This window comes from Streptomyces sp. NPDC058663 (genome assembly GCF_042716745.1).
Classification (GTDB): Bacteria; Actinomycetota; Actinomycetes; order Streptomycetales; family Streptomycetaceae; genus Streptomyces.
Genome location: NZ_JBHXRV010000039.1, coordinates 24,819 through 47,410 on the forward strand (window position 1 = coordinate 24,819; position 22,592 = coordinate 47,410).

The following is a 22,592-nucleotide window of genomic DNA, read 5'->3' on the forward strand; positions in this document are numbered from 1 at the left end:
GGTGAGGGGCCAAGGGTAGCGGGTGTCCGATACTGGACAGCATGGCTTACGACGATCTTCGCTCGTTCCTCCGTGCCCTGGACCGCGAGGGCGACCTCAAGCGCATCAAGGCCGAAGTCGACCCGTACCTGGAGGTCGGGGAGATCGTCGACCGCGTGAACAAGGCAGGCGGCCCGGCCCTCCTCTTCGAGAACGTGAAGGGCTCCACCATGCCCCTCGCGATGAACGTCTTCGGTACCGACCGCCGCCTCCTCAAGGCGCTCGGCCTCAAGTCGTACGACGAGATCAGCGCGCAGATCGGCGGGCTGCTCAAGCCCGAACTGCCGCAGGGCTTCATGGGCGTGCGCGAGGCCTTCGCGAAGCTGGGCTCCGTCGCCCACGTACCTCCGAAGAAGGTGAAGTCGGACGCGGCCCCGGTCCAGGAGGTCGTCCTGACCGGTGACGACGTCGACCTCGACAAGCTCCCGGCGCTCTTCACCTGGCCCGAGGACGGCGGCTCCTTCTTCAACCTGGGCCTCACCCACACCAAGGACCCCGAGACCGGCATCCGCAACCTCGGCCTCTACCGTCTCCAGCGCCACGACAAGCGCACCATCGGCATGCACTGGCAGATCCACAAGGACAGCCGCAACCACTACCAGGTCGCCGCGCGGCGCGGCGAGAAGCTGCCGATCGCCATCGCCTTCGGCGCCCCGCCCGCCGTCACGTACGCCTCGACCGCGCCGCTGCCCGGTGACATCGACGAGTACCTCTTCGCCGGCTTCCTCCAGGGCAAGCGGGTCGAGATGGTCGACTGCAAGACGGTCCCGCTCCAGGTGCCCGCGCACGCCGAGGTCGTCCTGGAGGGCTGGCTGGAGCCGGGGGAGATGCTCCCGGAGGGCCCCTTCGGCGACCACACCGGCTTCTACACGCCGCAGGAGGACTTCCCCGCGCTGACGATCGACACGATCACCATGCGGCGGCGCCCGCTGCTCCAGTCGATCGTGGTCGGCCGCCCGCCGACCGAGGACGGACCGCTCGGGCGCGCCACGGAGAGCTTCTTCCTCCCCCTCCTCAAGATCATCGTCCCGGACATCGTGGACTACCACCTCCCCGAGGCGGGCGGCTTCCACAACTGCATCATCGTGTCGATCGACAAGAAGTACCCGAAGCACGCACAGAAGGTGATGTCGGCGATCTGGGGCGCGCACATGCTGTCCTTGGAGAAGCTGATCGTGGTGGTCGACAGCGACTGCGACGTACGGAATTACCACGAGGTCGCCTGGCGGGCCTTCGGCAACGTCGACTACTCCCGCGACCTCACGGTGGTCGAGGGCCCGGTCGACCACCTCGACCACGCGTCCTACCAGCAGTACTGGGGCGGCAAGGCGGGCGTCGACGCCACGAAGAAGCTGCCCGAGGAGGGCTACACCCGGGACGGCGGCTGGCCGAACATGGTCGAGTCGGACCCGGCGACGGCGTCGAAGGTCGACCGCCGCTGGAAGGAGTACGGCCTGTGAGTGGGCCCTCTCCGGCCGGCGTTACGGCTGCCCCACCCGCCCCGGCGACCCCCTCGGGAGCCATGCGTGCGGCGGCCGCGCAGGATCCGGTCACCCTCTCGGGTGCCGGCAGTGCGGCTGCCGCGCAGGAGCAGGCGACCCCCGCGGGCACCATGCGTGCGGCTGCCGCGCACGCCCCGCAGCCCCCGGCCGCCCCGCACGCCCCGGCCGCCCCGTCCGGCGGCGGGCTCGCGCCGGCGCCCCCGGCCCCCTCCCTCCTCCTCGGCGACCGTCACACCTGGCTCCGCATCGAGCGCGCCGCCGCCGACGACCGGACGCGCAAGGACACCTGGCACCTCGCCGCCTCCCGGCGGGACGGTGAGCTGAGCGCCCGGTTCACCACCGCCCCCCTCGCCCGCCGTGACCTCCACGCCTTCGCCACGACACTGCGCGCCGGCATCGCGGCAGGTGCGCCCTTCTCGCTCTCCCTCGCCGAGGAGGACCGCCACAACCCCCTGCGCCTGCACGCCCTCCCGGCGGGGGCCCGGGGGCACGGCTTCCACCTGCGCCTCACCCCCCACGGCCAGGACACCGCCAACCACCTCGACATGGAGATCGCCCCGGTCGCCACCGAGGCCCTCCTCGCCGCGCTCGACACCTTCCTAAGGACCCTCGTATGACCTCGGCCGCCGCAGCCGTCCCCCAGCCCGGCCGGACCAGGGCGTTCCTCAACCTCGTGCTCATCGAGCACTCGGTCTTCGCGCTGCCCTTCGCGTACATCGCCGCGCTGACGGCCATGTTCCAGCTGGACAGGAACATCCACTGGGTCGAGCTGCTCCTGGTCACCGTCGCCATGGTCGGCCTGCGCACCTTCGCGATGGCGGCGAACCGGATCATCGACCGCGAGATCGACGCCCGCAACCCGCGCACCGCGAACCGCGAGATCGTCACCGGTGCGGTCAGCGTCAAGTCCGCGTGGACCGGCGCCGGCATCGCCCTCGTCTTCTTCCTCGGCGCGGCGGCGCTCCTCAACCCGCTCTGCCTCGCCCTGGCCCCTGTCGCGGTGATCCCGATGGTGGTCTACCCGTACGGCAAGCGGTTCACGAACTTCCCGCACGCCATCCTCGGCCTCGCCCAGGCGATGGGCCCGGTCGGGGCGTGGATCGCGATCACGGGGGAGTGGTCGTGGGACGCGGTGGTCCTCGGTGTCGCGGTCGGCATCTGGATCGGCGGATTCGACCTGATCTTCGGCTCGCAGGACGTCCAGGCGGACCGCGCCCACGGCGTGAAGTCGGTCCCGGCCCGCTTCGGCATCCCCGCCGCCCTGCACGGCGCGCGTGCCTGTCACGTCGTCACGACGGCCCTGCTCGTCTGGTACGGCGTCCGCATCGACGCCGGGATCTTCTTCTGGGTCGGCATGGCGATCGTCGCGGCAGCCTTCGTCTATGAGCACCGCATCGTCCGCCCGCACGACCTGTCCCGCCTGAACAGGGCGTTCTTCCAGGTCAACGGATTCATCGGCATTGCCCTGTTCGTGTGCGCCCTGCTGGATCTCCTGGTTCGCGGCCTGACCGTGTAGGTACGTTGCCCTCTACCATCGAGAGCAGGGAAGGGAGAGCGACGTGACCCTCTCGGAGATCGACCGCCTGCACTCGCAGCTCAGCCGGTTCGAGGACATGTTCCCCGGCTACCGGACAGAGATTGTCGAGGGCAACATCGTGATGAGTCCGGTGCGCGCGTTCCACGCCAAGACCATTCGGTTCGTATGGAACTTGCTGGAACCACAGCTCGAACCGGATTGGGAATGTGTCAGCGACGTGAGTTTCCCGTTCAGCGACGATTTCGAGTTCTGCCCGGACCTGGCGGTCATCCCTGCAGCGGAAGAGGCGCGGAACCCCAGCGTCTGCTCACCGGACCTGATCGAGCTTGCTGTCGAGGTCGTATCTCCCAGCAGTGTGCGCAACGACTACGAGATCAAGAACAGGGAGTACGCAGCGCGAGGTATTGCCAATTACCTGATCTTCGACCCCCGGAAGGGGCACTGCGTCACGCTGTGGCACCCAGGCCCCGACGGTTATCAGGGCAGGGACACCATCCCGTACGGCAAGCCGGTCGTGGTCGAGAGCAGCATCGGCCGTCTTACCGTCGACACGACGAAGCTCCCGATCGATCCCGGTAGGTCCTGACCGGAGCCGGGCTCCCCCCGGGGGCCTCCTGACCAGCCTGCGGTTTCAGGCGGCCCCCCGCCCCCGCCCCCGCCCCCGCCTGAACCAGAACGCCGCCGCCACCCCTCCCACAAGACCGAACAGGTGCCCCTGCCAGCTGATGGCCTCGTTCGTCGGCAGTACGCCCCACAGGAGCGAGCCGTACACCGCGGCGACCACCACGCCCACCACCACGTCCCACGGCCGCCGGTCCACGAAGCCCCGCACCACCAGGTAGCCGAAGAGGCCGAACACCACTCCCGACGCTCCGGCCGTGACCGAGTACTCGGGGGCCGTGAGCCAGACGCCCAGCCCGCCGGTCAGCATGATCGTGAGGACCACCGCGGCGAAGCGGCGTATCCCGCTCAGGGCGGCTATGAAGCCGAGGACCAGCAGCGGCAGGGTGTTCGACGCGAGGTGGTCGAAGCCGTGATGGAGGAAGGCCATCGGCAGGACGTCCCGCAGCTCGGGGAGCGAGCGCGGGGAGAGTCCGAACGTGTCGAGCGCGCCGGTCGCGGAGCCGACGGCTTCGAGCGCCCACAGCAGGGCGACCCACACCAGCATCACCCCGGCGGCCGTCTTCACGCGCGCCCCCCGTGCCGCCGGTCGCGGCTGAGCCTGTGGCAGATACGTCATGTCGTCCGGCACCCCCTGTCGTGCACCACCCCGTTGTTCCAAGGAACGTCCGGGCACCTTGCCCGGTTCCCGCAGGCCGTCCCCCGATAGGCTCCGCCCATGACTGAGCCCGTCGATGAACGCAAGCGCATCCCCTGGGTCGTGGGGGTTTCGGGGGCGTCCGGCACCCCGTACGCCGCCGCCGTGCTGCGGGGGCTGCTGGACGCGGGCGAGGCCGTCGACCTCGTCGTCAGCCGGGCCTCCCGGCTGACCCTCCTGGACGAGACCGGCATCGCCTTCCGCGACGGCCACTGGCGCGAGGACCTCGCGGCCTGGCTGGCCAGGGGGGCGGACGGAAAGCCGGACACCTTCACCGGCCCCGATCTGTCCGGCGACGCGGTACGGCACTGGAGTGCCGGCGACCTCGCGGCCGGGCCCTCCTCGGGCTCGTACGCCGTCAAGGGCATGCTCATCGTCCCGGCCTCGACGGCCAGTGTGGCGGGAGTGGCGCTCGGTCTCTCGAAGGACCTGCTGCAGCGGGCCGCGAGCGTGACGCTCAAGGAGCGGCGGAAGCTGGTGGTGGCGGTGCGGGAGACACCGCTCAACGGGCAGACGCTCAAGCATCTGGTGACGCTGGACGAGGCGGGCGCCGTGGTGCTGCCCGCCTCCCCTGCGTTCTACGCGGGTGCGACGCACATCCAGGATCTGGTGGACTTCGTCGCGGGGCGGGTGCTGGACGCGGCAGGTGTGCCGCACAGCCTCTACCGCCGGTGGGAGGGGGAACTCGGAGGTGGCTCCCGCACTCCGTAAGGGGTGGGGTCAGCCCTGCTTCGCGGTACGCATCAGGCGGGCCTTGAAGCCGCGTGCCGGTGCGGGGGCGGAGACGGGCTTGTGGGCACGCGAGCGGTTGGCCAGCTCCTGCAGTTCGCGCATGCGGACGTAGGCCATCTCGGTCGTGTACACGGTGAGTCACTCTCCTGAGTGTGAGTTGAGCATCTGAAAGTTTTTCTTGGATCTGTCGAAAGATCTACAGGGGTATCGGCCCCTGTGCCTTAGATTCTATACGTAAACTCGCGGTATCGCTGAACAATGGAAGGCTTCAGGCATATGGACGCCGTGGACAGGCAGCTCATCCAGGCTCTTCGGGAGAACGGCAGGGCCTCGTACGCCGAGCTCGGACGGCTCGTCGGCCTCTCGGGCCCGAGCGTCACCGACCGCATCAACCGCCTCGAATCGGCGGGTGTGATCACCGGCTACCGCGCCACCGTCGACGCCAAGTCGCTCGGCCTCGGCGTCACCGCCCTCATCGGCATCTCGCTCTCCGACGCCGCCGACCACGAGGACGTGGCCCGCCGGCTCAAGGACCTGGAGGAGATCGAGGACTGCTGGTTCATCGCGGGCGACGACTCGTACATGCTCAAGATCCGCGCCGGCGACGTCGACGGCCTGGAACGCACCATCCGCCGCCTCAGCGGCACCCGGGGCGTCTCGCGCACCCGCACCACGATCGTGCTCTCCACCAAGTGGGAGAACCGGGTCGGAGAACTGCCCGAGGAGGGCTAGGCGCGCAGGCGCCGCAGGTGGGGGCACCTCCCGCCCGAAGGGTGGGGGAGTACGGTTGGGCTGAGCTTGATTTACGTACACACATAGGAGGCGGCCGGGTATGGACGCGGGACTCAAGCGCGAGCTGGAGCAGAAGGTCCGGGCCGGGGAGCGGCTCAGCCGCGAGGACGGCATCGCGCTGTACGAGTCGGACGACCTGGCCTGGCTGGGCGGACTCGCCCACGAGGTGCGCACGCGCAAGAACGGTGACGTCGTCCACTTCAACGTCAACCGTCACCTCAACATGACCAACGTATGCACCGCCTCCTGCGCCTACTGCTCGTTCCAGCGCAAGCCGGGCGAGAAGGACGCGTACACGATGCGCATCGAGGAAGCCGTCCGTCTCGCCAAGGCGATGGAGAACGAGAACCTCACCGAGCTGCACATCGTCAACGGTCTGCACCCGACCCTCCCGTGGCGCTACTACCCGCGCTCGTTGTCCGCCCTGAAGGAGGCCCTCCCGCAGGTCTCCCTCAAGGCGTTCACCGCCACCGAGATCCACCACTTCGAGACCATCTCGGGCCTGTCCGCCTCCGAGATCCTCGACGAGCTGATCGAGGCCGGCCTGGAGTCCCTCACCGGCGGCGGCGCCGAGATCTTCGACTGGGAGGTGAGGCAGCACATCGTCGACCACAACACCCACTGGGAGGACTGGTCGCGCATCCACCGCCTCGCCCACGAGAAGGGCCTCAAGACCCCGGCGACGATGCTCTACGGCCACATCGAGGAGCCCCGCCACCGCGTCGACCACGTCATCCGGCTGCGCGAGATGCAGGACGAGACGAACGGCTTCCAGGTCTTCATCCCGCTGCGCTACCAGCACGACTTCGTCGACATGAAGGACGGCAAGGTCCGCAACAAGCTCCAGGCCCGCACCACCATGGCCACCGGAGCCGAGGCCCTGAAGACCTTCGCCGTCTCCCGCCTGCTCTTCGACAACGTCCCGCACGTCAAGGTCTTCTGGGTCATGCACGGCGTGCAGACCGCCCAGCTCGCCCTCCAGCACGGCGCGGACGACATGGACGGCTCGGTCGTCGAGTACAAGATCACTCACGACGCGGACGACTACGGCACCCCGAACAAGCTCGGCCGCGACGACCTCCTCGAGCTCATCCGCGACGCCGGCTTCCGCCCCGTCGAGCGCAACACGCGTTACGAGATCATCAAGGAGTACGAGGGCCCGGACGCCGCCCGCCGCGAGAGCCCGCAGGCGATGCGCGTCTGACGCGCGCCTTCCGGTACACGTCTGACGCGCTCCTTCCGGTACACGTCTGACGTGCGCCTTTCCGTACGGATGCAGGGGCCCGGCGCCGCCGCCGGGCCCCTGTGCTGTACTGGTACTGCCCCAAAAGGACCCCTCCACGAAGAAGGTCACGCCGTGAGCACCAAGCGCGCCACGATCCGCTACACCGCGATGCGCCTCGGCGTCTTCGCCGCCAGCTTCCTGGTCGTGTGGGCGCTGGTCGCCTTCCGTGTGCTGCCCTCCGCCGTCGGCGGCATGTCGAACGTGCTGTGGGTGCTGCTGCTCGCCATCGTCGTCTCCGCGCCCCTGAGCCTCGTACTCCTGCGCAAGCAGCGCGACGAGATGTCCCAGGGCATCGTGGCCAAGATGGACGAGACCAAGGCGCGCCTGGAGGCGAACCGCCGCCAGGAGGACCTGGCATAGAGGTCCTGGCATAAGGGCCCTGTAAGTCGCGTCACACGCAACGGCGCCCCGGGAGAGAGCCACTGGCTCAACTCCCGGGGCGCCGTTGTTCTTTCACCCCACCTGCTCGGTGTCCGCCCAGCCTCTCCCCAAAGAAGACCTTTGATGTTCTCAAAGTACAAGTGTTAACGTGTTTGTCATGACGACATCCGCCGCGCCCCGCAACCCCCTGAGCGTTCCGCTCGTGGCGCGCCTGCATGTCGATCTCTGCCGCCGGGTTTCGGCCGCCTGTCGCCGCTCCGTCTGAAGTTCAGCGCGACCTTTCTCCTCACCCCCCTGCTTCCAGCAGCTCTTTCCTTCACCGGAGTGTGCCCGTGTCCGCGTCCCCCGCGCAGCAGGCCGAACAGGCCGATCAGCCTGTGAAGCCCAAGAAGAAGAACCCCCTGTCCAGGATTCCGTTCTGGGCGCAGATCCTCGCCGGTCTCGTCCTCGGTGTGCTGCTGGGCTGGCTGGCCAAGAGCCAGGACCTGCCCGCGCTGGCCACCGCCCTGGAGACCGTCGGTGACCTCTTCGTCCAGCTCCTGAAGCTGGCCGTCGCCCCGCTGGTCTTCTTCGCGATCCTGGTCTCGATCACCAACCTGCGGCAGGTGCAGAACGCCGCCAGGCTGGCCACCCGCACGCTCCTGTGGTTCATGATCACGTCGCTGATCGCGGTGGCCATCGGCCTCGTGATCGGCCTGGTCACCAACCCGGGCGCGGGCACCGGCCTGACCCCCGCCGACGGCAAGGAGCCCAAGAGCGCGGGCACCTGGATCGACTTCCTCACCGGGATCATCCCGAAGGACATCATCACGCCGTTCCAGGAGCTGGAGGTCCTCCAGATCGTCTTCATGGCGGTCGTGGCGGGCGTCGCGGCCCTCGCCCTGGGCGAAAAGGCCAAGCCGATCCTCACCCTCTCCAACGCGGTCCTGGAGCTGCTCCAGAAGGCCCTGTGGTGGGTCATCCGCCTCGCCCCGATCGGCACCATCGGCCTCATCGGCCACGCCATCGCGGAGTACGGCTGGGACCTGATCGGCAAGTACGCGACCTTCACCGCGGACGTCTACATCGGTTGCGCCCTGGTCCTCTTCGGCGTCTACCCGCTGCTCCTGGCCACGGTCGCCAAGGTCAGCCCGCTCCAGTTCTTCAAGGGCGCCTGGCCGGCCATCCAGCTGGCCTTCGTCTCCCGCTCCTCGGTCGGCACCATGCCGGTCACCCAGCGGGTCACCGAGCGCCTGGGCGTTCAGAAGGAGTACGCGTCCTTCGCCGTCCCGTTCGGCGCGACGACCAAGATGGACGGCTGCGCCGCGATCTACCCGGCGCTGGCCGCGATCTTCATCGCACAGATCTTCGACGTGCAGCTGGGCATCAAGGAGTACATCCTGATCGCCTTCGTCTCGGTCATCGGCTCGGCGGCCACCGCCGGTCTGACCGGCGCGACGGTCATGCTGACCCTGACCCTCTCCACCCTGGGCCTGCCCCTGGAGGGCGTCGGCCTGCTGATGGCGATCGACCCGATCCTGGACATGATGCGCACCGCGACGAACGTGGCCGGCCAGGTCGTCGTCCCGGTGATCGTCTCGGCCCGCGAGAAGATCCTCGACCACGACATGTACAACTCGGCGACGGCGTCCCCGATCGACGACTACGAGCCCGCCGAGCCGCAGGAGTCCAAGAAGTCCGAGGAGCGCGTGCCGGTCTCCGCGTAACCGGCCCAAAGCCCCTCCGGCAGCACGGACCGCAGCTCCGGGCGAAGCCCCCCACCGCACGCCGGTGGGGGGCTTTCGCGTATGCGCGTCACCGTAGGCTTACGAGGGTGTGAGCGGGTGGTGACCGAGGGACCAAGGGGACAGGGGTTGTGGGGGCGTTGGGCAAAGGGGCGACGGGCAAGGTCAGGCGGATGCCGCGGGCGGTGCGGGAGCAGCAGATGCTGGACGCGGCCGTGCAGAGTTTCGCCAGGCTCGGGTACCGGGCCGCTTCGATGGATCAGATCGCGGAGCTGGCGGGGGTCTCCAAGCCGCTGGTGTATCTGTACCTGAACTCGAAGGACGAGTTGTTCACGGCGTGCATACGGCGTGAGGCGGGCGCGCTGGTGGCGGCCGTGCAGGCCGGGGTCGAGCCGGGGCTGCCCGCGGACCGGCAGTTGTGGGACGGGCTGACCGCCTTCTTCACGCACACCGCCGAGAACCCGGACGGCTGGGCCGTACTGCACAGCCAGGCGCGGACGCACGGGGAACCGTTCGCCGCCGAGGTCGCGGCGATGCGCGAGGAGATCACCGCGTTCGTGACGCACCTGATCGGCGACGCGGCCCGCGAGGCGCGCCGCGACCCGCACCTGCCGGACCGCGAGGTGGCGGGCCTGGCGCAGGCGCTGGTCGGGGCGGCCGAATCGCTTGCCGGGTGGGCGAACACCACCCCCGGCGTCTCGGCGCGCGAAGCGGCCGCGACCCTCATGAACTTCTCCTGGGCCGGGCTGGAGAACCTGATGAGGGGCGACCGCTGGGTGCCGCCGGGCCCGGAACACTGACCCGCGGGCAGCGTCCGAGCTACGCAGGCGGTGTCCGAGCTACGCGGGCGGTGTCCGTGCTACGCGGGCGGTGTCCGTGCTACGCGGGCGGTGTCCGTGCTACGCGGGCGGTGTCGCTCCGGCCGTGCAGGTCCGTGCGGCACTCCGCTCGTCGGCGCCGTCCCGGCCCGTCGCCTGGCGCGGGAACGGCGGGGCGTCCGCTCCCGCACCGCCCACGGCCGCGGGCAGCGCGGCCTCGCCGCGGCCGACCGAGCCGATGAGCTCCCGCAGCTGCTCCACGTAGTGCCGCATGTTCTCGTGGGCGACGGGGGTGTCCGGGTAGCGGATGGCCACGTGCAGCCCCTCGTGCAGGCGGGTGAACCACACGCAGACCTGATCGCCGTAGGAGACCCGGAGCAGCAGGTACGACTTGAGGTCCTCCCACTGCCCGGCCCCCGGCACGTCCCGCGCGTCGACGAACGACACGATCGAGAAGAGGTCGGGCGACGTCGGCCGGAAGTCCGAGCCGAGGAGCTTCAGTACGCGGGCGACGGGCAGGCGCGCCAGCGACTTGTTGGCCCGCAGCGAGGCGCGGACCATCCGGAGCGCGTCGTCGAAGCCGCGCGCCTGCGCCACGGGGATCTCGACCGGCGCACAGCCGACGTACCACCCCACCGACTTCGTCCACCGTGACTTCGCGCGGGTGTGGAGGGGGACGACGGTGCGGTACGAGGGTTGGCCGTTCATGGTGTGGACGACGAGGGCGGTCGCGGCCAGGAGCCCGACCTGGCTCCCGCCGGACGGCCGGCAGTGGGTGGCGAAGGCGTCCGCCTGCGCGTCGTCCACCAGCATCTCGTACAGGAACTTCTGCGGCGGCAGACTTCCGTCGTCGGTGAGGCCCAGGGCGACGGGGAACGCCGGCAGCCTGCCGTCGCAGCGGGCGATGAACTCCCGCCAGCGTTCCACGACCGGATGGGTGTGGTCGGCTTCGTCGGCGTCGGCCCGCTCGATCGCGCAGAAGTCGACGTAGCTGCTGCTCGCTCCGTCGTCCGCACCCTCGGTGTTCTCGGCGGTCGCGGCCCGTCCGTCCGTACACAGTTCGGCGATTTCCGAGGGGATGCGCTGGAGCGAGTACGCGTCGACGTTGCTGTGGTCGAAGGCCAGGTACACGCTGGTGGAGTCCGCCCGTACCACCGCGGTGTACAGGAAGCTGGGCCAGCCCAGTGCGTCGGCCGCCTCGTCGAAACGCTTCTGCAGGTGCCGTCGCAGCTCGTCCGCCCGGAGGTAGTCGCCCACGACGTCGCGCCGCAGTGCCACCGCGCCGGGCTCCGTCGTGAACCGGCGCAACTCGTCGCCACCCCAGCGGAAGCCGCTGCGCAGCGTCTCGTGCCGGAGCGTCCAGGTCCGCAGCGCGCCTTCCAGTACGTCGAGGTCGACGGGGCCGGGGATGTCGAAGGCCACCCCGAGCCAGGCGGGCACGGAGAGGCCGTCCTGCCGCAACGACCGCGCCGTGCGCAGGTGCGACTCCTGTACGTAGGCGGGTGGCCGGGAGTCGTCGGGCAGCCGGGTCGCGGCCTCGACCATCACCGGATCGAGTGTCCATTCCACCAGGCGTCCGGGACGGATCTCACAGCCGTGAAGGTCGGTAATGCGCATAGGAACTGTCCATTCACACGCGGGAGCTCGGGGGTCCGGGAAGCGGAGCAGTCAGCAGGGCCCCGGTACCAGGCGGCCTGGACGCTCTTCCCGGGGGGCCGGTCCGGCGTCCGTACGCCGCGTCCCCTCACCACTCGTCCCCCGCACGGACCACATGCCCGCGGAGCTGGCTACGGGGTGCTCAACGAGGACGGACGGGCCCGGATACGGGACACCGCGTTCCGCGCCCCCGCGACCGGGGCGGCGGAGGGAGCGGGAGCGGCTCCCTCCGCCCCCGCGCGGGACTCTCTCCGCCCCTGCGCCGGACCTTCGCGGCCGCCCCGTTGCGCAGGACCTTCGCGGCCCCGTCGCGCGGGACCTTTGCGGCGCCCCGTCGCGCGGGACCTTTGCGGCGCCCCGTCGTGCGGGACCTTTGCGGCGCCCCCGAGCCGGATCCCCGTCACGCCGGACGACCCCTCACCCCCGCGCCGGACTCCCGTCACGCCGGACGACCCCTCACCCCCGCGCCGGACTCCCGTCACGCCGGACGACCCCTCACCCCCGCGCCGGACTCCCGTCACTCCCCGCGCCGGACCTCCGTCACCGTGATCGCCGAGACCGGGCAGGCCCGAGCCGCCTCCCGTACGAGGGGGCTGCCCGCGCCGTCCTCGCGGCCGGGCAGCAGTTCCGACAGGCCGTCGTCGTCCTGCGTGAAGACGGCCGGTGCGGTCATCACGCACTGCCCGGCTCCGATGCAGACGTCCGTGTCGATCGCGATCCGCACCGGAGAAACCGGAGAAACCGGAGAATCCACTTCAACCCCTCCTCTCACCACAGCACCGGCAGTTCGACCAGTCCCTGAATCGTGTCCCCCGGTTTGAACGGAACCTCCGCCGCCGGTACGGCCAGCCGCAGCCCCGGCAACCGGGCGAACAGCGTGCTCAGCGCGATCTCCATCTCCGCCCGTGCCAGGTTCTGCCCCAGGCACTGGTGGATGCCGAAGCCGAACGCCAAGTGCCGCTCCCCACGCGCCACATCCAGCTCGTCCGGCGACTCGAACACCGCCGGGTCCCGGTTGATCAGCGACGTCGACAGGATCACCGCTTCCCCGGCCCGGATCGTCACCCCGCCCACCTCGATGTCCTCCAGCGCCAGCCGCGACATGCCGTCCGCGATCGACAGGTACCGCAGCAGCTCCTCGCAGGCGGCGGGCACCCCGTCCGGGTCGTTCCGGAACCGGGCGAGCTGCTCCGGGTGCTCCAGCAGGGTGTACGTGCCCAGGGAGATCATGTTCGCGGTGGTCTCGTGGCCCGCGATGAGCAGGATCTCCGCCAGATTGACCAGCTCCTCCCGGTCCTCGAAGACGCCGATCATGTCGTCCAGCAGCCCGACGGGAAGCCCGTCGCCTCCGGCTCGTTTCCGCTCAACCAGATCGACGAAATAGGCGTCCAGGGCGTCCTGGGCCGCCTCCACGTCCTCGCGCTCCGGCCCGCGCAGCATCTTCCGGGACTGTTCCTCGAAGAACTCGTGGTCCTCGTACGGGACCCCGAGCAGCGCGCAGATCACTATCGAAGGCACCGGCAGGGCGAACGCGCTCACCAGGTCGACAGGCGTGTCCGGCTGCGCCTTGAGCTGGGCTTCCATCGCGTCGAGCAGTTGGTCCACGGTCTCCTGGATCGCGGGCCGCAGCCCGGCCGTCCGCTTGAGAGTGAACCCGGGGATCAACTTCCGCCGCTGGGCGTTGTGTTCGGGGTCGTCGAGTCCGAGCAGCTCGACACGCCGCCGCTCGATCCCTTCGAGCCGCCGCGCGAAGACGGGGAAGTCGGGGCGTTCCCGGTTGGAGGAAAGCCGCTGGTCGGCAAGGAGCGCCCGCGCTTCCGCGAGGCCGCTCACCATCCAGACCTCGGTGCCGTCGTAGATCTCGATGCGGGTGACGGGCCGCCCCGTCGCCCGTACGGGGTCGTACCCAGGCGGCGGCTCGTACGGACAGGTGCGGTCCTGCGGAAACACGACGGGGGCCTTGGTCGCATGCGTCTCAGTCACGGACAACCTCACAGGGAAGTGGAGGGACCTCTACCGATCACTCCCACTAGATGCCCGAGGCACCTACCCGGTCTACGCAAAGTTCGGCCAAACGGGTCGGGCAGATGCTGCCCTTCTGCCTGGCGCCCGCTCCGTCTACGTCGTCCCCTCGGGGACCTCAAGCTGTCCCGGCCAGGGCCCGGCGGGGTACGGACAGGGTGGTACGGCGGCTCAGGCGGTGGTGTGGGTGAGGAAGGTGCGCCAGGCGGTGGGGGAGAGACAGAGCTCCGGGCTGGTGCCGGCCAGCTTGGAGTCGCGGACGTGGACCGCGGAGGGGAGGTTGGCGACCTCGACGCACTGCCCGCCTTCGCCGCTGCTGTGGGAGGACTTGTGCCAGTGGGTGGCGACCTCGATGCAGTCGCCGCCTGCGCCGCCGCTGTAGGTGGACTTGCGCCAGTCGTATGCGACTTCGATGCACTCGCCGCCCTCACCGCTGCTGTAGCTCGACTTGAACCAGCTGAGTGCTTCGGTGTTCATCGGTCTCCCAGAATTCTCTCGATCAAGGCCATGGAGGCGTCCGGCCTGAGAGCCAGTGTCTGCATGATTCCATAGCGGTCCTGGATCTCCCTGACCTCGCGGGGATCGGTGATCAGACGCGGGTGGCCCTGGGCCTCCGTGTACGCGACCCGCTGCTCGTTCCTGGCGGTCAGCAAGGTGAACGCGGAGTCTAGGTTCGGGTGTTCCTCGCAGGCGGTCTCGACAACCTGGAGCGTGATGTTGCGCTGGTTCCCCGCCCCCAGCAGCCTCCGCAACTGCTCCTGGTGAACCTCGCGCCCGCCGATCGGCCGCCGCAGGACCACTTCCTCGAAGATGAACCCGAACTGCGTCGGCGGCCACTTCTCCAGTACGACCTGGCGGGACAGCCGGTCCGTCACCCGCTTCTCGACGGTCTCCTCGCTGAGCAGCGGGCGTCGCCCGGTGAAAATGGCCCGCGCGTACGCCTCTGTCTGAAGCAGCCCGTGCACGACCTGGTTTCCGTAGTGGTGGATCTCCAGGGCCTGCTTCTCCAGCCCGGCATAGTCCCGGTACCACTGTGGGTGCCGGGTCCTGTTGCGCTTCAGGGCCTCCACGACGTCCGGGATCGCTGCGGCCAGCGTGCCGTGTGCCTGCAAGGGCTCTTCGCAAGCGATCAGCAGGTCGGGCTGCGGAGTTCGTACGCCCCTCTCGACCGCCGAGATCAGATCCGCTCCGAAATTGACGGCCGCCGCCAGCTCCGTCTGCTTCATGCCCCGGTGTTCGCGCAGGGCCTTGATCTGTTTGCCGAGCGCGCTGAAGAGATGCGCGGTGCCGTCCTCCTGGGAGGGGGTCTCCGGGGTGGCTTCCTGCTCCGGGTGGTGGATCACTCGGTACCGCCTTCAGGGTCACGGTCGACTGTCCGTACTGCGTGCCATGTGCGCCCGTACAACTACGCACAGTCGCCGGGTCCCTCCTGGTCAGGGTAGGGCGAACCGGCCACGCTCTGTCACATGAACAGCGAAATGGCCATTCTCAGAGCAGAGTTCGAGCAGCTGATCAGTTCCACGCGGCGCGGGGCCCGGCTGGCCCGGTTGCTGGCTCAGCGGCAGCTGTCGGAGTGGGGGATTCCGTACGGCTGCGAGTTCTCGGACACGGTGGTGACGATCGTGGCGGAGCTGGCCGCCAATGCCGTACTGCACGGGCACCTTCGGGGCCGGGACTTCTCGCTGCGCCTCGCGCTGGACGACGTACTGCGTATCGAGGTGTCGGACGCGCGGGGCGAACGGCTGCCGGTGGCGCGGGAGGGCCGGCCGGGCGAGGAGGAGGGCGGCTTGGGGCTGCTGCTGGTGGACGAGCTGTCGGTGGACTGGGGGGTCACGCAGCGCAACCCCGGCAAGACGGTGTGGGCGGAGCTGCGGTGGCCGGGTACGTAGCCCTGGCCGGGTGCGAGTCCTGGCCGGGTACGGCGTCGGGGCGCCCCGGGCCCGGCACGCCCCCGGGGCCTCAGAAGGGCGGCTCGCCGACGTGCTCGTAGGCGGCGGTGAGGGGCGCCCACCGGCCGCCGTGTTCCTGCTCGGCGAGGGCGGCGAGGCCGGGGTGTTCGCGGCGGCACGGGTTGCAGAAGGTCTCTTCGTCGACGGGCCGGAAGAGGTGCTCGCCGGGGCGGCCTGGGCCCCGGCACTCGACGATGGGGCGCGGGCCCGGCGCGACGGGGGTGCGAACCCTCCCCGTGCTCTCGGCGGCCTGCGCGCGGGCCGTATCGGCGGCGGCGAGGTCGGCGGGGCCGGGGACGTTGTGCTGCAACCGGTGGGTGAGGAAACCGGCGGCGTTGAGGATGGGTCGCGAGGGGAGGTCGTGGGTGAGGGCGGCGTGGATCTCCCAGGCGGGGATGCCGAGTTGGAGGTGTCGGGAGACGGTGGCGGCGAGGTATCGAATGTTGCGCACGCTGAGCCGGAGGTCGCGGCGGACGGTCCACAGGTCGCGCAGGATGCGTTCGGCGAGGGCGAGGTGGGGCTCGGGGGCGGGGTCGGGGCCTGGGGCGGAGGCTGGGTCCGTGCCGGAGGCGGGAGCGTGAGCGGAGCCCCGGCCGGGGTCGGCGTCCGTGCCGGGGTCGGCGTCCGTGGCGGAGCGGTCCTGTGGGGTGCTCGCGTCGGGGGCGGTGGCTGCGGCGGTCCGGGCGCTGGGAGCCACGAGGGGGAGCGGCCGGTCATCGGGAGCACCACCGGCCGGGTCCGGCTGCGTGTCGGGGGCGGGGTACGTCACCGGCGGGGCGTCGGGCGCCGGGCGGGCGTGCTTCGTGCCGGTGCCGGTGCTGGTGCCGGTGCCGGAGCCCGTGATCGAACCCGCTGCGGTCGCGCTCGCCGTCCCCAGCCCCGCTGCGCTCGCCGTCCCCGTCCCCGCAGGCTCTTGGGGTGGATGGGTGGGAAGAGTGTTGCTGTTGTCCGTCTTGGAAGTACCGGTAGAGCCGTGGGGCCGCCGAGTACCCGGCTCACCGACCGTCGGATACGTGATCCCCGGAGCGCCCTGCCTGACCTGCCCGTGCCCGGTCTGCCTCTCCCGCTCGGCGCGCAGGGCCGCGAACTCGTCCTTCGTCAGCGGGACCGTGCTGACCCACTGCTCGGTGAACCACAACCCCTTCGCGCCCTGCGCGCGATGGTCGTGCACGTACCCGTACGCCACCAGCTCCTTCTTGACCCGCTTGAACATGCCCAGCGTCAGGCCCAGTTGCATCGCGTGTTCGAAGAGGGGGCGGTGCTGCTCGGCGGGCCGCAGACCGCCCAGGTGGGCGATGAGCAGGCGGGCGGCGGGGTCCAGTTGCTTGCGTCGCAAAAGCCCGTTGTCGACCTTGGTGAAGGCGCGGGTGGGCGGGATAGCATGCAGAAACATCGCTGCGGCTCCTTTGGGGTTAAGCCTCGGTGGTGAGGCCCTCGCCCGGTGTTGGAGCACCGACGGGGGCCGCCCTACGCGGCATGGCGCACGCGGAGAGTGATGACGCGGTCACCGTACCGCATCAAGTAGCCACGCTGTGTTGCCCTTTGGGGATCTGTGCGGCTGGCCGATCCGGCTTCGTACACCGGTCCGAACCGACCGGACATGGCTGGACATGACCGGTCAAGTCCGGTCGGAAATGACAGGCTGCTAGCACGGCGGGACCTGCCGCCGCTCGTCACACGCGGTCATGATCGAAGACGCTGAACCCCCGGCATCGGCCCACCCCCGGCCGCTCGACTCAGGGGAGCGGGTGCAGCGGCACGGGCAGCTGCTCCAGAACGATGCCGAACTCGGCCCGGTAGGCCGCCCGCACCTCCTCGTCGGACCCCAACGTCTCCTCCGTGCGATGCCCGTCCGCGCCAGTGGTGACGAGGATGCGGTCCCGCAGGGTGACGCGGCCGCCGTCCAGGTCGAGCGGGTACGTGGTGTGGTCGCCGAAACCCACGTCCGCGAGCCAACGCATGTCGACGCGCAGCGCCAGGTGGTCATAGGGGACGCCCAGCGCTCCGTCCTTGCCGTATACGCGCGCCTGGAGGAGTTCCACCCGGTGGCCGAGGGTGCGCAGCAACCCGGCGTAGGCGCCGTTGAGTTCGTAGCAGATGCCACCGCGCCCGGCGCTCACGATCTTGTCGAGGACGGCGTCACGGGGTAAGCACGAGGTCCTCGCCGAGGTGGATGGACAGGTTCTCGAACGGCACGGCGACGAGGTGTCGCCGGTGCAGCTCGCGCAGCGCGTCGGCGGTGGGACGTGCGGGACGTGCCGCTCCGAGCCGGCGCAGGTAGGCGTCGATGCAGGCGGGGCCGAGGGGTTCCATGCCCCCACTCTCCCGACCGACCGCGCACCGCGCCGTGCGCCATTGGGCCTAGGCCAGGGCCACCTCGCCGATGAGGCCCTGTGCCCGGAAGGTCAAGCCCTCACGTCCGTCGGTCAGCCCCGTGCGCGCATGTTCACGGTCCGGTCGGAGTCCCTGAGGTAAAGGAAGTGGCGCTTCTCGTTGAACCTCCACCGGAACCCGTTGTTGATCGTCCGGAAGAAGGCCGCATCGAACTTCGCCCGGTAGGAGCCGGGTTCGGCTCCGCAGGGACCTCTCTCGCGGCGGACGTTCCTGATCCAGAGGCTGTCGGAGTAGTTCTTGCCGTACGTGCCGCGGAACGCCGAGCAACCGGTGTCGCCCTCGACCAGGCCGTCTTTGCGGAAGCGTATCCACGGCCGTACGCCTGCCCGGCTCGCGGCGTACTGCGCCCAGCGCTCGCCCTTGAAGGCGGTGGTCATCTCCGTGATCGACCAGTCCCTTTCCCAGAGAAAGCCCGGTGGGGCGGGCATGGTGGCCAGGTCGATGCTGTCGTAGAGGTCGGGGTGCCGGCCGGGCAGGCGGCGCTCGAAATAGCCTCCCTTGTCGTACGTCAGGTCGGCGCTGGTGAGGAGGCGGGAGAGTTCCTTGTACTCCTGCCGAACCTCGGGCTCGCAGGGCGCGGGGCTGCTGCCGGGTGCAGGCGTGAAGTCGGAGAACCTGAGGGTGCCGGGGTTTGTCCACCGCACCTGGCCGACGAAGTCCTGGCAGCCGAAGTTCCCGTGCACCGAGTCGTCGTTCTCGATGTAGAAGTAGTTGTCTTCGTAGATGGGGCTGTGGTCGCCCTCGGGAGACACCACCTCGCGGACGAACCACAGGATGCCCACCATCGCGTGCTTGTCGCCCGGCCGGACGGTGGGGGAGGAGGTGGGCATCGGCGGTATGTGGATCGGGGTGGGGGTGAGCGGAGGCAGGTCGGTGCCGGGGCGCGAACCGGTGCAGGCGGTCACGGCGAGGAGCAGCGCGAGGAGGAGGGCCAGGCGACCGAGGGGGAGGCGTGCGCCGGAAGCCGACGTGCGGCGCTTCGGCACGCGGACCGGACTACGGACCGGCCATGTGCCGGAGGCCGACCTATGGGCCTTCGGCACGCGGACCCGTCTGAATCCCCGTAACGCGGTGCTCATGACCCCCCCCGTTTCGCTCGGCCGGGCCCGGGGCCGTGCGCGGCGCGGGCCCGCCAGGGCAGCCTCGCACAGAAGGGGCCGCAGCGCCCCGACTGCTCGGAGAGGATGACGCATCCTGCTCGCAGAGAATGACGCATCGCTGTGCCGCACCCTTTGCGCCACGGTCCGCTTCCCCGGCCGGGGCTGCGGCTCGTCCCACAATTGATGTCCGGATGAGTCCGAGCGGGGCGGTGGGCGGTACGTATTCGGTCCTCCAGCAGCCGGCTCCATGGCCGACCCCGGCGCGCAACGTCGACTCCCCGGCGTCGTGCCGAGGTGTCCAACTCGCCGAACCGGTCCCGGGCTCATCCCCCTGAAGGGAACTGTCCAGGGCGGCACCGCTGCCATGACCGGATCAGCCACGCGATGATCACTCCAGCCCTTCCCCCGTCGCGGGCCGCATCTCCTCCGCCCAACGTCGACTCCAGGCATCCAGCGGGTTCAGCGCCTCGGCAAGGTCCTGGCCGAGCTGGGTGAGGCGGTAGCCATCGCCGTCCAGGACGAGCAGGCGGGCGCCGGACAGCTCCTCGATCCGCGTACTGAGCACGCTGGAGGACATGCGCTCGCAGCGACGCTGCAATTCACGGAAGCCGACCGGAGCGTGCCTCAGTTCCCACAGGATCCGCATCGTCCAACGCCGTCCGAGCAGGTCGAGTGCGGCCATCACTGGACGACCGGATTCGGACCCCCGCACGGGCACGCCGGGACGCGGCGCTCTGGCTTCCATGCTCACTCCTCACTCCTCGCTCACTCCTTGCGCTTCGGTTCTCGAAGCATCATAGTGATTCGATAATCGAAGCAGGAGGTGCCGCGATGCCCCGCATCGACCCACTCACCCCGCCCTACACCGCCGACGTCGACCGCGCGCTCCGCCGATGGATGCCGCCGAGTGTGCCGCACGAGCCACTCGCGCTGTTCCGCGTACTGCACCGCAATCCGGAGCTGGCCACACGAATGTTTGCCCTCGGGGCCGGACTGCTGGGCCATGGACTCCTCCCAGCCATCGACAGGGAGATCGTCATCGCCCGCGTGACCGCGCGATCCGCCTGCGCTTACGAATGGGGCGTCCACGCCGCGACTCTGGCGCCGCAGGCGGGACTGAGTCCGGAGCAACTCCTGGCAACCACCCGCCCCGACGGGGCAGTCACCACCCCTTGGTCACCACGCCACACGGCACTGCTCCACGCGGTTGACGAACTGAACGACACGACCCAGCTCACACAGCCCGCCTGGGACGCCCTGCGCACGTACTACGAAGACGCCCAACTACTCGAATTGCTCGTACTGATCGGCTGGTACCGAACCATCAGCCAGCTGGCCAACGGGCTCCTTCTGGAAGAGGAGCCCTGGGGCGCCGAATTCCCCACCCGGTGACTACGTTCCGGGCCTCCGCGCCACCGCAGCGCCGGTCGGTATCGACGCCACGGCGATCACGAGGCCGCCAAGCCTCGCTCTCCCATGCACTCATTCCCACACTGGAGGTTCCATGCCCAAGGGCTACTGGGTCAGCGTCTACCGCACCATTTCAGACCCTGAGAAGCTGTCTGCCTACAACAAACTGGCCCCCCTGGCCGTCGGGCCCGGGGGCGGCCGGACCATCGTCTGTGGCGGCCGGGTCGAGGCGTACGACGCCGGAATCGCCGAGCGCACCGTCGTGGTCGAGTTCGACAGCTTCGAGCAGGCCGTCGCGGCACGCGAGAGTGCGGCCTACCAGGAGGCGCTGGCCGCCCTCGGTGACGGCGTCGAGCGCGACTTCCGCATCGTCGAAGGCATGGACTGACGGAGGTCCGGTCGGATCTTGCAGGTTTACGAGCCGTACTGGGTGTCCACCCCTGGCGGCGAGGGGGCCACCCCGCTATGAGGTCTATTAACCTCCGGTACATCCATGATGGGACTGTGGTCGACTGTGTGGATCGACAGGATTTCCGCTCGCACGGACTGGGAACCGCTCAATCTGGACGTGCCGTGGGGCGAAATCGAGGATGCGCTCGACACGCTGCTTCCCGAAGACTACAAGGGGCTAGTGGAGACGTTCGGGAAGGGGGAGTTTTCGGAGTTCTTCCGCATTCTGACTGCCGACAGTGCGAAGACCTTCGACTTGCTGCATTGGTGGAACTCCTACTGTGCGCGCAGCCCGCGCGGCGAATCTGATCCACTGCTCGGCCCGTACCAGGTCTATCGTCCGAACCTGCCGGGCCTCATCCCCTGGGCACACGGTGAGTTGAAGACCGGGTACTTCTGGCTCGCCTCATCCGAGGTAGATCCATCAAATTGGCCTATTCTCACGCGCAGCGACAGATACCCCTGGCAGCAAGTGAATATGTCTACTTCTGAATTCCTCTACCGTGTGCTGACGGACACGGACTTCGAGCCATTTTCCATCGCCAGGCTCTTTCCGGACCCTGACTTCTATCCGTTCTGAAGCTTCTACCGCGCTCCCCGCGTCCGGCGCAGGTAGTAGGCGCGGGTGACCACGGCGAGCAGCGGGCCCCACGCAAAGGCCGGGAGGTAGCAGGCCAGCAGCGCCCAGGCCCCAGGTCCGCTCCTGGGGAGCACCTCACCGTTGTCGTTCAGGGGCGGGACGATGTGGAAGAAGTAGTTGACCGTGGCGTAGACGAACAGCGCTGTGAGGAGGAGGGCGCCCACCGAGGCGGGCACGACGACGGCGCGGACCGGCAGCGTGCGCCCACCGGCGAACGGCACCCAGCCGGGAAGCCGTTCGCCCCAGGGCTTGACCAGCCCCAGCGCGAGCAGCGCCAGGCATTGCGCGACCAGCGAGAGCGAAACGACGTAGAGGCGCTCGCCCGGCAGCCAGTCGTGGACCGCGTACCAGTCGGTCCATCCCGAGACGAGAGCGATACGCCACAGCCCAGAGGGCAGCACGCAGAGCGGGATCGCGTACGCGGCCCACAGGATGGCGCGCGATACGGGCGGCGTGGGCACGGTGCCGTCGCTGGTCGTGGCACCGGCCTGCATGTGCGTCTCAGTCAGGCGCATTGGCTTGGTTTCCTTCCCCGGGGGAGGCGGCATCCACGGACCCGGAGAGAGCCGGGGCGCTGCCGCCATAGCGATCCTCCGGCGCACCCCGGAGGATGGGCATCCCCCTGCGGTCCTGGCCACCTCGCCCGTGCGGCGGAGACAGCCAAGCCCGCTGCGGGGATAGTGGATCAATGAAGTGGCAACTTCCAATAATGGGAAGTGTCCTTAGTGATCAGCGTCCTTTGTGTCTACCGAGCTGTCAGCGCCCCCTCCCCTCCTTGTGAGACTGTCGCGGTGTATTCGTCCGGTTGGATTACCAGTCTTCGATGTGCATCATCCAGGAGGT

The 22,592-nt window shown here is 69.5% G+C and carries 25 protein-coding genes and 1 pseudogene; 14 read left to right on the forward strand and 12 right to left on the reverse strand.

The window, feature by feature from the left end; all coding sequences use genetic code 11:
• Nucleotides 1-41 precede the first annotated feature (41 nt).
• The 4 genes from ACFWVV_RS26370 to ACFWVV_RS26385 are packed head-to-tail and all read left to right on the forward strand — an operon-like array spanning nucleotide 42 to nucleotide 3,664.
• Entirely contained in the window at nucleotides 42-1,499 is a 1,458-nt protein-coding gene (locus tag ACFWVV_RS26370; RefSeq protein WP_384350612.1) for a menaquinone biosynthesis decarboxylase, read from the forward strand.
• Complete coding sequence (locus ACFWVV_RS26375; protein ID WP_384350614.1) at nucleotides 1,496-2,158, forward strand: hypothetical protein; 663 nt, start codon at nucleotides 1,496-1,498, stop codon at nucleotides 2,156-2,158. The genes ACFWVV_RS26370 and ACFWVV_RS26375 overlap by 4 nt, the downstream gene beginning before the upstream one ends.
• Complete coding sequence (gene mqnP / locus ACFWVV_RS26380; protein ID WP_384350616.1) at nucleotides 2,155-3,057, forward strand: menaquinone biosynthesis prenyltransferase MqnP; 903 nt, start codon at nucleotides 2,155-2,157, stop codon at nucleotides 3,055-3,057. Before ACFWVV_RS26375 ends, mqnP begins: the two co-directional genes overlap by 4 nt.
• 43 nt (nucleotides 3,058-3,100) lie before the next feature.
• The gene (locus tag ACFWVV_RS26385; protein WP_384350619.1) at nucleotides 3,101-3,664 is read left to right on the forward strand and encodes a Uma2 family endonuclease; all 564 of its coding nucleotides are present in this window, start codon (nucleotides 3,101-3,103) and stop codon (nucleotides 3,662-3,664) included.
• 45 nt (nucleotides 3,665-3,709) lie between these two features.
• Here ACFWVV_RS26385 and ACFWVV_RS26390 read toward each other — a convergent pair whose 3' ends face one another.
• Nucleotides 3,710-4,318, reverse strand: a complete 609-nt coding sequence (locus ACFWVV_RS26390) for a rhomboid family intramembrane serine protease (RefSeq protein ID WP_384350622.1) — start codon at nucleotides 4,316-4,318, stop codon at nucleotides 3,710-3,712.
• A gap of 99 nt (nucleotides 4,319-4,417) precedes the next feature.
• On the opposite strand from ACFWVV_RS26390, the gene ACFWVV_RS26395 reads away from it, so the two are divergent.
• The gene (locus tag ACFWVV_RS26395; protein ID WP_384350624.1) at nucleotides 4,418-5,107 is read left to right on the forward strand and encodes a UbiX family flavin prenyltransferase; all 690 of its coding nucleotides are present in this window, start codon (nucleotides 4,418-4,420) and stop codon (nucleotides 5,105-5,107) included.
• A 9-nt stretch (nucleotides 5,108-5,116) separates the two neighbouring features.
• Here the strand turns inward: ACFWVV_RS26395 and ACFWVV_RS26400 are convergent, their stop codons facing one another.
• The gene (locus ACFWVV_RS26400) at nucleotides 5,117-5,260 is read right to left on the reverse strand and encodes a hypothetical protein (RefSeq protein ID WP_384350875.1); all 144 of its coding nucleotides are present in this window, start codon (nucleotides 5,258-5,260) and stop codon (nucleotides 5,117-5,119) included.
• Between the two features lie 144 nt (nucleotides 5,261-5,404).
• Here ACFWVV_RS26400 and ACFWVV_RS26405 point away from each other — a divergent pair, with 144 nt between their 5' ends.
• The 5 genes from ACFWVV_RS26405 to ACFWVV_RS26425 all read left to right on the forward strand — a co-directional run bounded on the left by ACFWVV_RS26405 (nucleotide 5,405) and on the right by ACFWVV_RS26425 (nucleotide 10,110).
• A complete protein-coding gene (locus tag ACFWVV_RS26405; RefSeq protein WP_384350844.1) occupies nucleotides 5,405-5,860 on the forward strand; it encodes an Lrp/AsnC family transcriptional regulator in 456 nt (151 codons plus the stop codon).
• 100 nt (nucleotides 5,861-5,960) lie between these two features.
• Nucleotides 5,961-7,124 (forward strand): aminofutalosine synthase MqnE, encoded by a 1,164-nt coding sequence (gene mqnE, locus ACFWVV_RS26410; protein ID WP_384350627.1) that lies wholly within the window; start codon nucleotides 5,961-5,963, stop codon nucleotides 7,122-7,124.
• A gap of 189 nt (nucleotides 7,125-7,313) precedes the next feature.
• Nucleotides 7,314-7,565 (forward strand): DUF4229 domain-containing protein, encoded by a 252-nt coding sequence (locus tag ACFWVV_RS26415; RefSeq protein WP_384350847.1) that lies wholly within the window; start codon nucleotides 7,314-7,316, stop codon nucleotides 7,563-7,565.
• 353 nt (nucleotides 7,566-7,918) lie between these two features.
• Complete coding sequence (locus ACFWVV_RS26420; protein WP_384350630.1) at nucleotides 7,919-9,292, forward strand: dicarboxylate/amino acid:cation symporter; 1,374 nt, start codon at nucleotides 7,919-7,921, stop codon at nucleotides 9,290-9,292.
• 191 nt (nucleotides 9,293-9,483) lie between these two features.
• On the forward strand, nucleotides 9,484-10,110 hold the full coding sequence (locus ACFWVV_RS26425) for a TetR/AcrR family transcriptional regulator (protein ID WP_384350632.1): 627 nt from the start codon (nucleotides 9,484-9,486) through the stop codon (nucleotides 10,108-10,110).
• A gap of 99 nt (nucleotides 10,111-10,209) precedes the next feature.
• Here ACFWVV_RS26425 and ACFWVV_RS26430 read toward each other — a convergent pair whose 3' ends face one another.
• The 5 genes from ACFWVV_RS26430 to ACFWVV_RS26450 all read right to left on the reverse strand — a co-directional run bounded on the left by ACFWVV_RS26430 (nucleotide 10,210) and on the right by ACFWVV_RS26450 (nucleotide 15,146).
• Nucleotides 10,210-11,745: a condensation domain-containing protein gene (locus ACFWVV_RS26430; RefSeq protein WP_384350635.1), complete on the reverse strand. Its 1,536-nt coding sequence runs from the start codon at nucleotides 11,743-11,745 to the stop codon at nucleotides 10,210-10,212.
• A 556-nt stretch (nucleotides 11,746-12,301) separates the two neighbouring features.
• Nucleotides 12,302-12,508, reverse strand: coding sequence for a ferredoxin (locus ACFWVV_RS26435; RefSeq protein WP_384350850.1), 207 nt, complete (start codon nucleotides 12,506-12,508; stop codon nucleotides 12,302-12,304).
• Nucleotides 12,509-12,552: 44 nt separating this feature from the next.
• The gene (locus ACFWVV_RS26440) at nucleotides 12,553-13,767 is read right to left on the reverse strand and encodes a cytochrome P450 (protein WP_384350638.1); all 1,215 of its coding nucleotides are present in this window, start codon (nucleotides 13,765-13,767) and stop codon (nucleotides 12,553-12,555) included.
• A gap of 210 nt (nucleotides 13,768-13,977) precedes the next feature.
• Nucleotides 13,978-14,283, reverse strand: coding sequence for a DUF397 domain-containing protein (locus ACFWVV_RS26445; RefSeq protein WP_384350641.1), 306 nt, complete (start codon nucleotides 14,281-14,283; stop codon nucleotides 13,978-13,980).
• The gene (locus ACFWVV_RS26450) at nucleotides 14,280-15,146 is read right to left on the reverse strand and encodes a Scr1 family TA system antitoxin-like transcriptional regulator (RefSeq protein ID WP_384350853.1); all 867 of its coding nucleotides are present in this window, start codon (nucleotides 15,144-15,146) and stop codon (nucleotides 14,280-14,282) included. The genes ACFWVV_RS26445 and ACFWVV_RS26450 overlap by 4 nt, the downstream gene beginning before the upstream one ends.
• A 126-nt stretch (nucleotides 15,147-15,272) precedes the next feature.
• Here ACFWVV_RS26450 and ACFWVV_RS26455 point away from each other — a divergent pair, with 126 nt between their 5' ends.
• Nucleotides 15,273-15,695: an ATP-binding protein gene (locus ACFWVV_RS26455; RefSeq protein WP_384350644.1), complete on the forward strand. Its 423-nt coding sequence runs from the start codon at nucleotides 15,273-15,275 to the stop codon at nucleotides 15,693-15,695.
• Nucleotides 15,696-15,765: 70 nt separating this feature from the next.
• Here the strand turns inward: ACFWVV_RS26455 and ACFWVV_RS26460 are convergent, their stop codons facing one another.
• From ACFWVV_RS26460 to ACFWVV_RS26475, 4 genes and pseudogenes are all read right to left on the reverse strand, one after another.
• The gene (locus ACFWVV_RS26460) at nucleotides 15,766-17,148 is read right to left on the reverse strand and encodes a hypothetical protein (protein WP_384350646.1); all 1,383 of its coding nucleotides are present in this window, start codon (nucleotides 17,146-17,148) and stop codon (nucleotides 15,766-15,768) included.
• A gap of 343 nt (nucleotides 17,149-17,491) precedes the next feature.
• Nucleotides 17,492-18,068 (reverse strand): annotated as a pseudogene (locus ACFWVV_RS26465) (arylamine N-acetyltransferase).
• A gap of 113 nt (nucleotides 18,069-18,181) precedes the next feature.
• The gene (locus ACFWVV_RS26470) at nucleotides 18,182-19,135 is read right to left on the reverse strand and encodes a hypothetical protein (protein ID WP_384350649.1); all 954 of its coding nucleotides are present in this window, start codon (nucleotides 19,133-19,135) and stop codon (nucleotides 18,182-18,184) included.
• Between the two features lie 502 nt (nucleotides 19,136-19,637).
• Nucleotides 19,638-19,994, reverse strand: coding sequence for a winged helix-turn-helix transcriptional regulator (locus ACFWVV_RS26475; RefSeq protein WP_384350652.1), 357 nt, complete (start codon nucleotides 19,992-19,994; stop codon nucleotides 19,638-19,640).
• Between the two features lie 86 nt (nucleotides 19,995-20,080).
• On the opposite strand from ACFWVV_RS26475, the gene ACFWVV_RS26480 reads away from it, so the two are divergent.
• The 3 genes from ACFWVV_RS26480 to ACFWVV_RS26490 all read left to right on the forward strand — a co-directional run bounded on the left by ACFWVV_RS26480 (nucleotide 20,081) and on the right by ACFWVV_RS26490 (nucleotide 21,689).
• A complete protein-coding gene (locus tag ACFWVV_RS26480) occupies nucleotides 20,081-20,641 on the forward strand; it encodes a carboxymuconolactone decarboxylase family protein (RefSeq protein WP_384350655.1) in 561 nt (186 codons plus the stop codon).
• Nucleotides 20,642-20,753: 112 nt separating this feature from the next.
• Nucleotides 20,754-21,047 carry a DUF1330 domain-containing protein gene (locus ACFWVV_RS26485; RefSeq protein WP_384350658.1) on the forward strand — a complete coding sequence of 98 codons (294 nt, stop codon included), beginning with the start codon at nucleotides 20,754-20,756 and terminating at the stop codon, nucleotides 21,045-21,047.
• A 105-nt stretch (nucleotides 21,048-21,152) separates the two neighbouring features.
• On the forward strand, nucleotides 21,153-21,689 hold the full coding sequence (locus tag ACFWVV_RS26490; protein ID WP_384350661.1) for a hypothetical protein: 537 nt from the start codon (nucleotides 21,153-21,155) through the stop codon (nucleotides 21,687-21,689).
• A gap of 5 nt (nucleotides 21,690-21,694) precedes the next feature.
• Here the strand turns inward: ACFWVV_RS26490 and ACFWVV_RS26495 are convergent, their stop codons facing one another.
• Entirely contained in the window at nucleotides 21,695-22,264 is a 570-nt protein-coding gene (locus ACFWVV_RS26495; RefSeq protein WP_384350663.1) for a hypothetical protein, read from the reverse strand.
• Nucleotides 22,265-22,592: the final 328 nt, after the last annotated feature.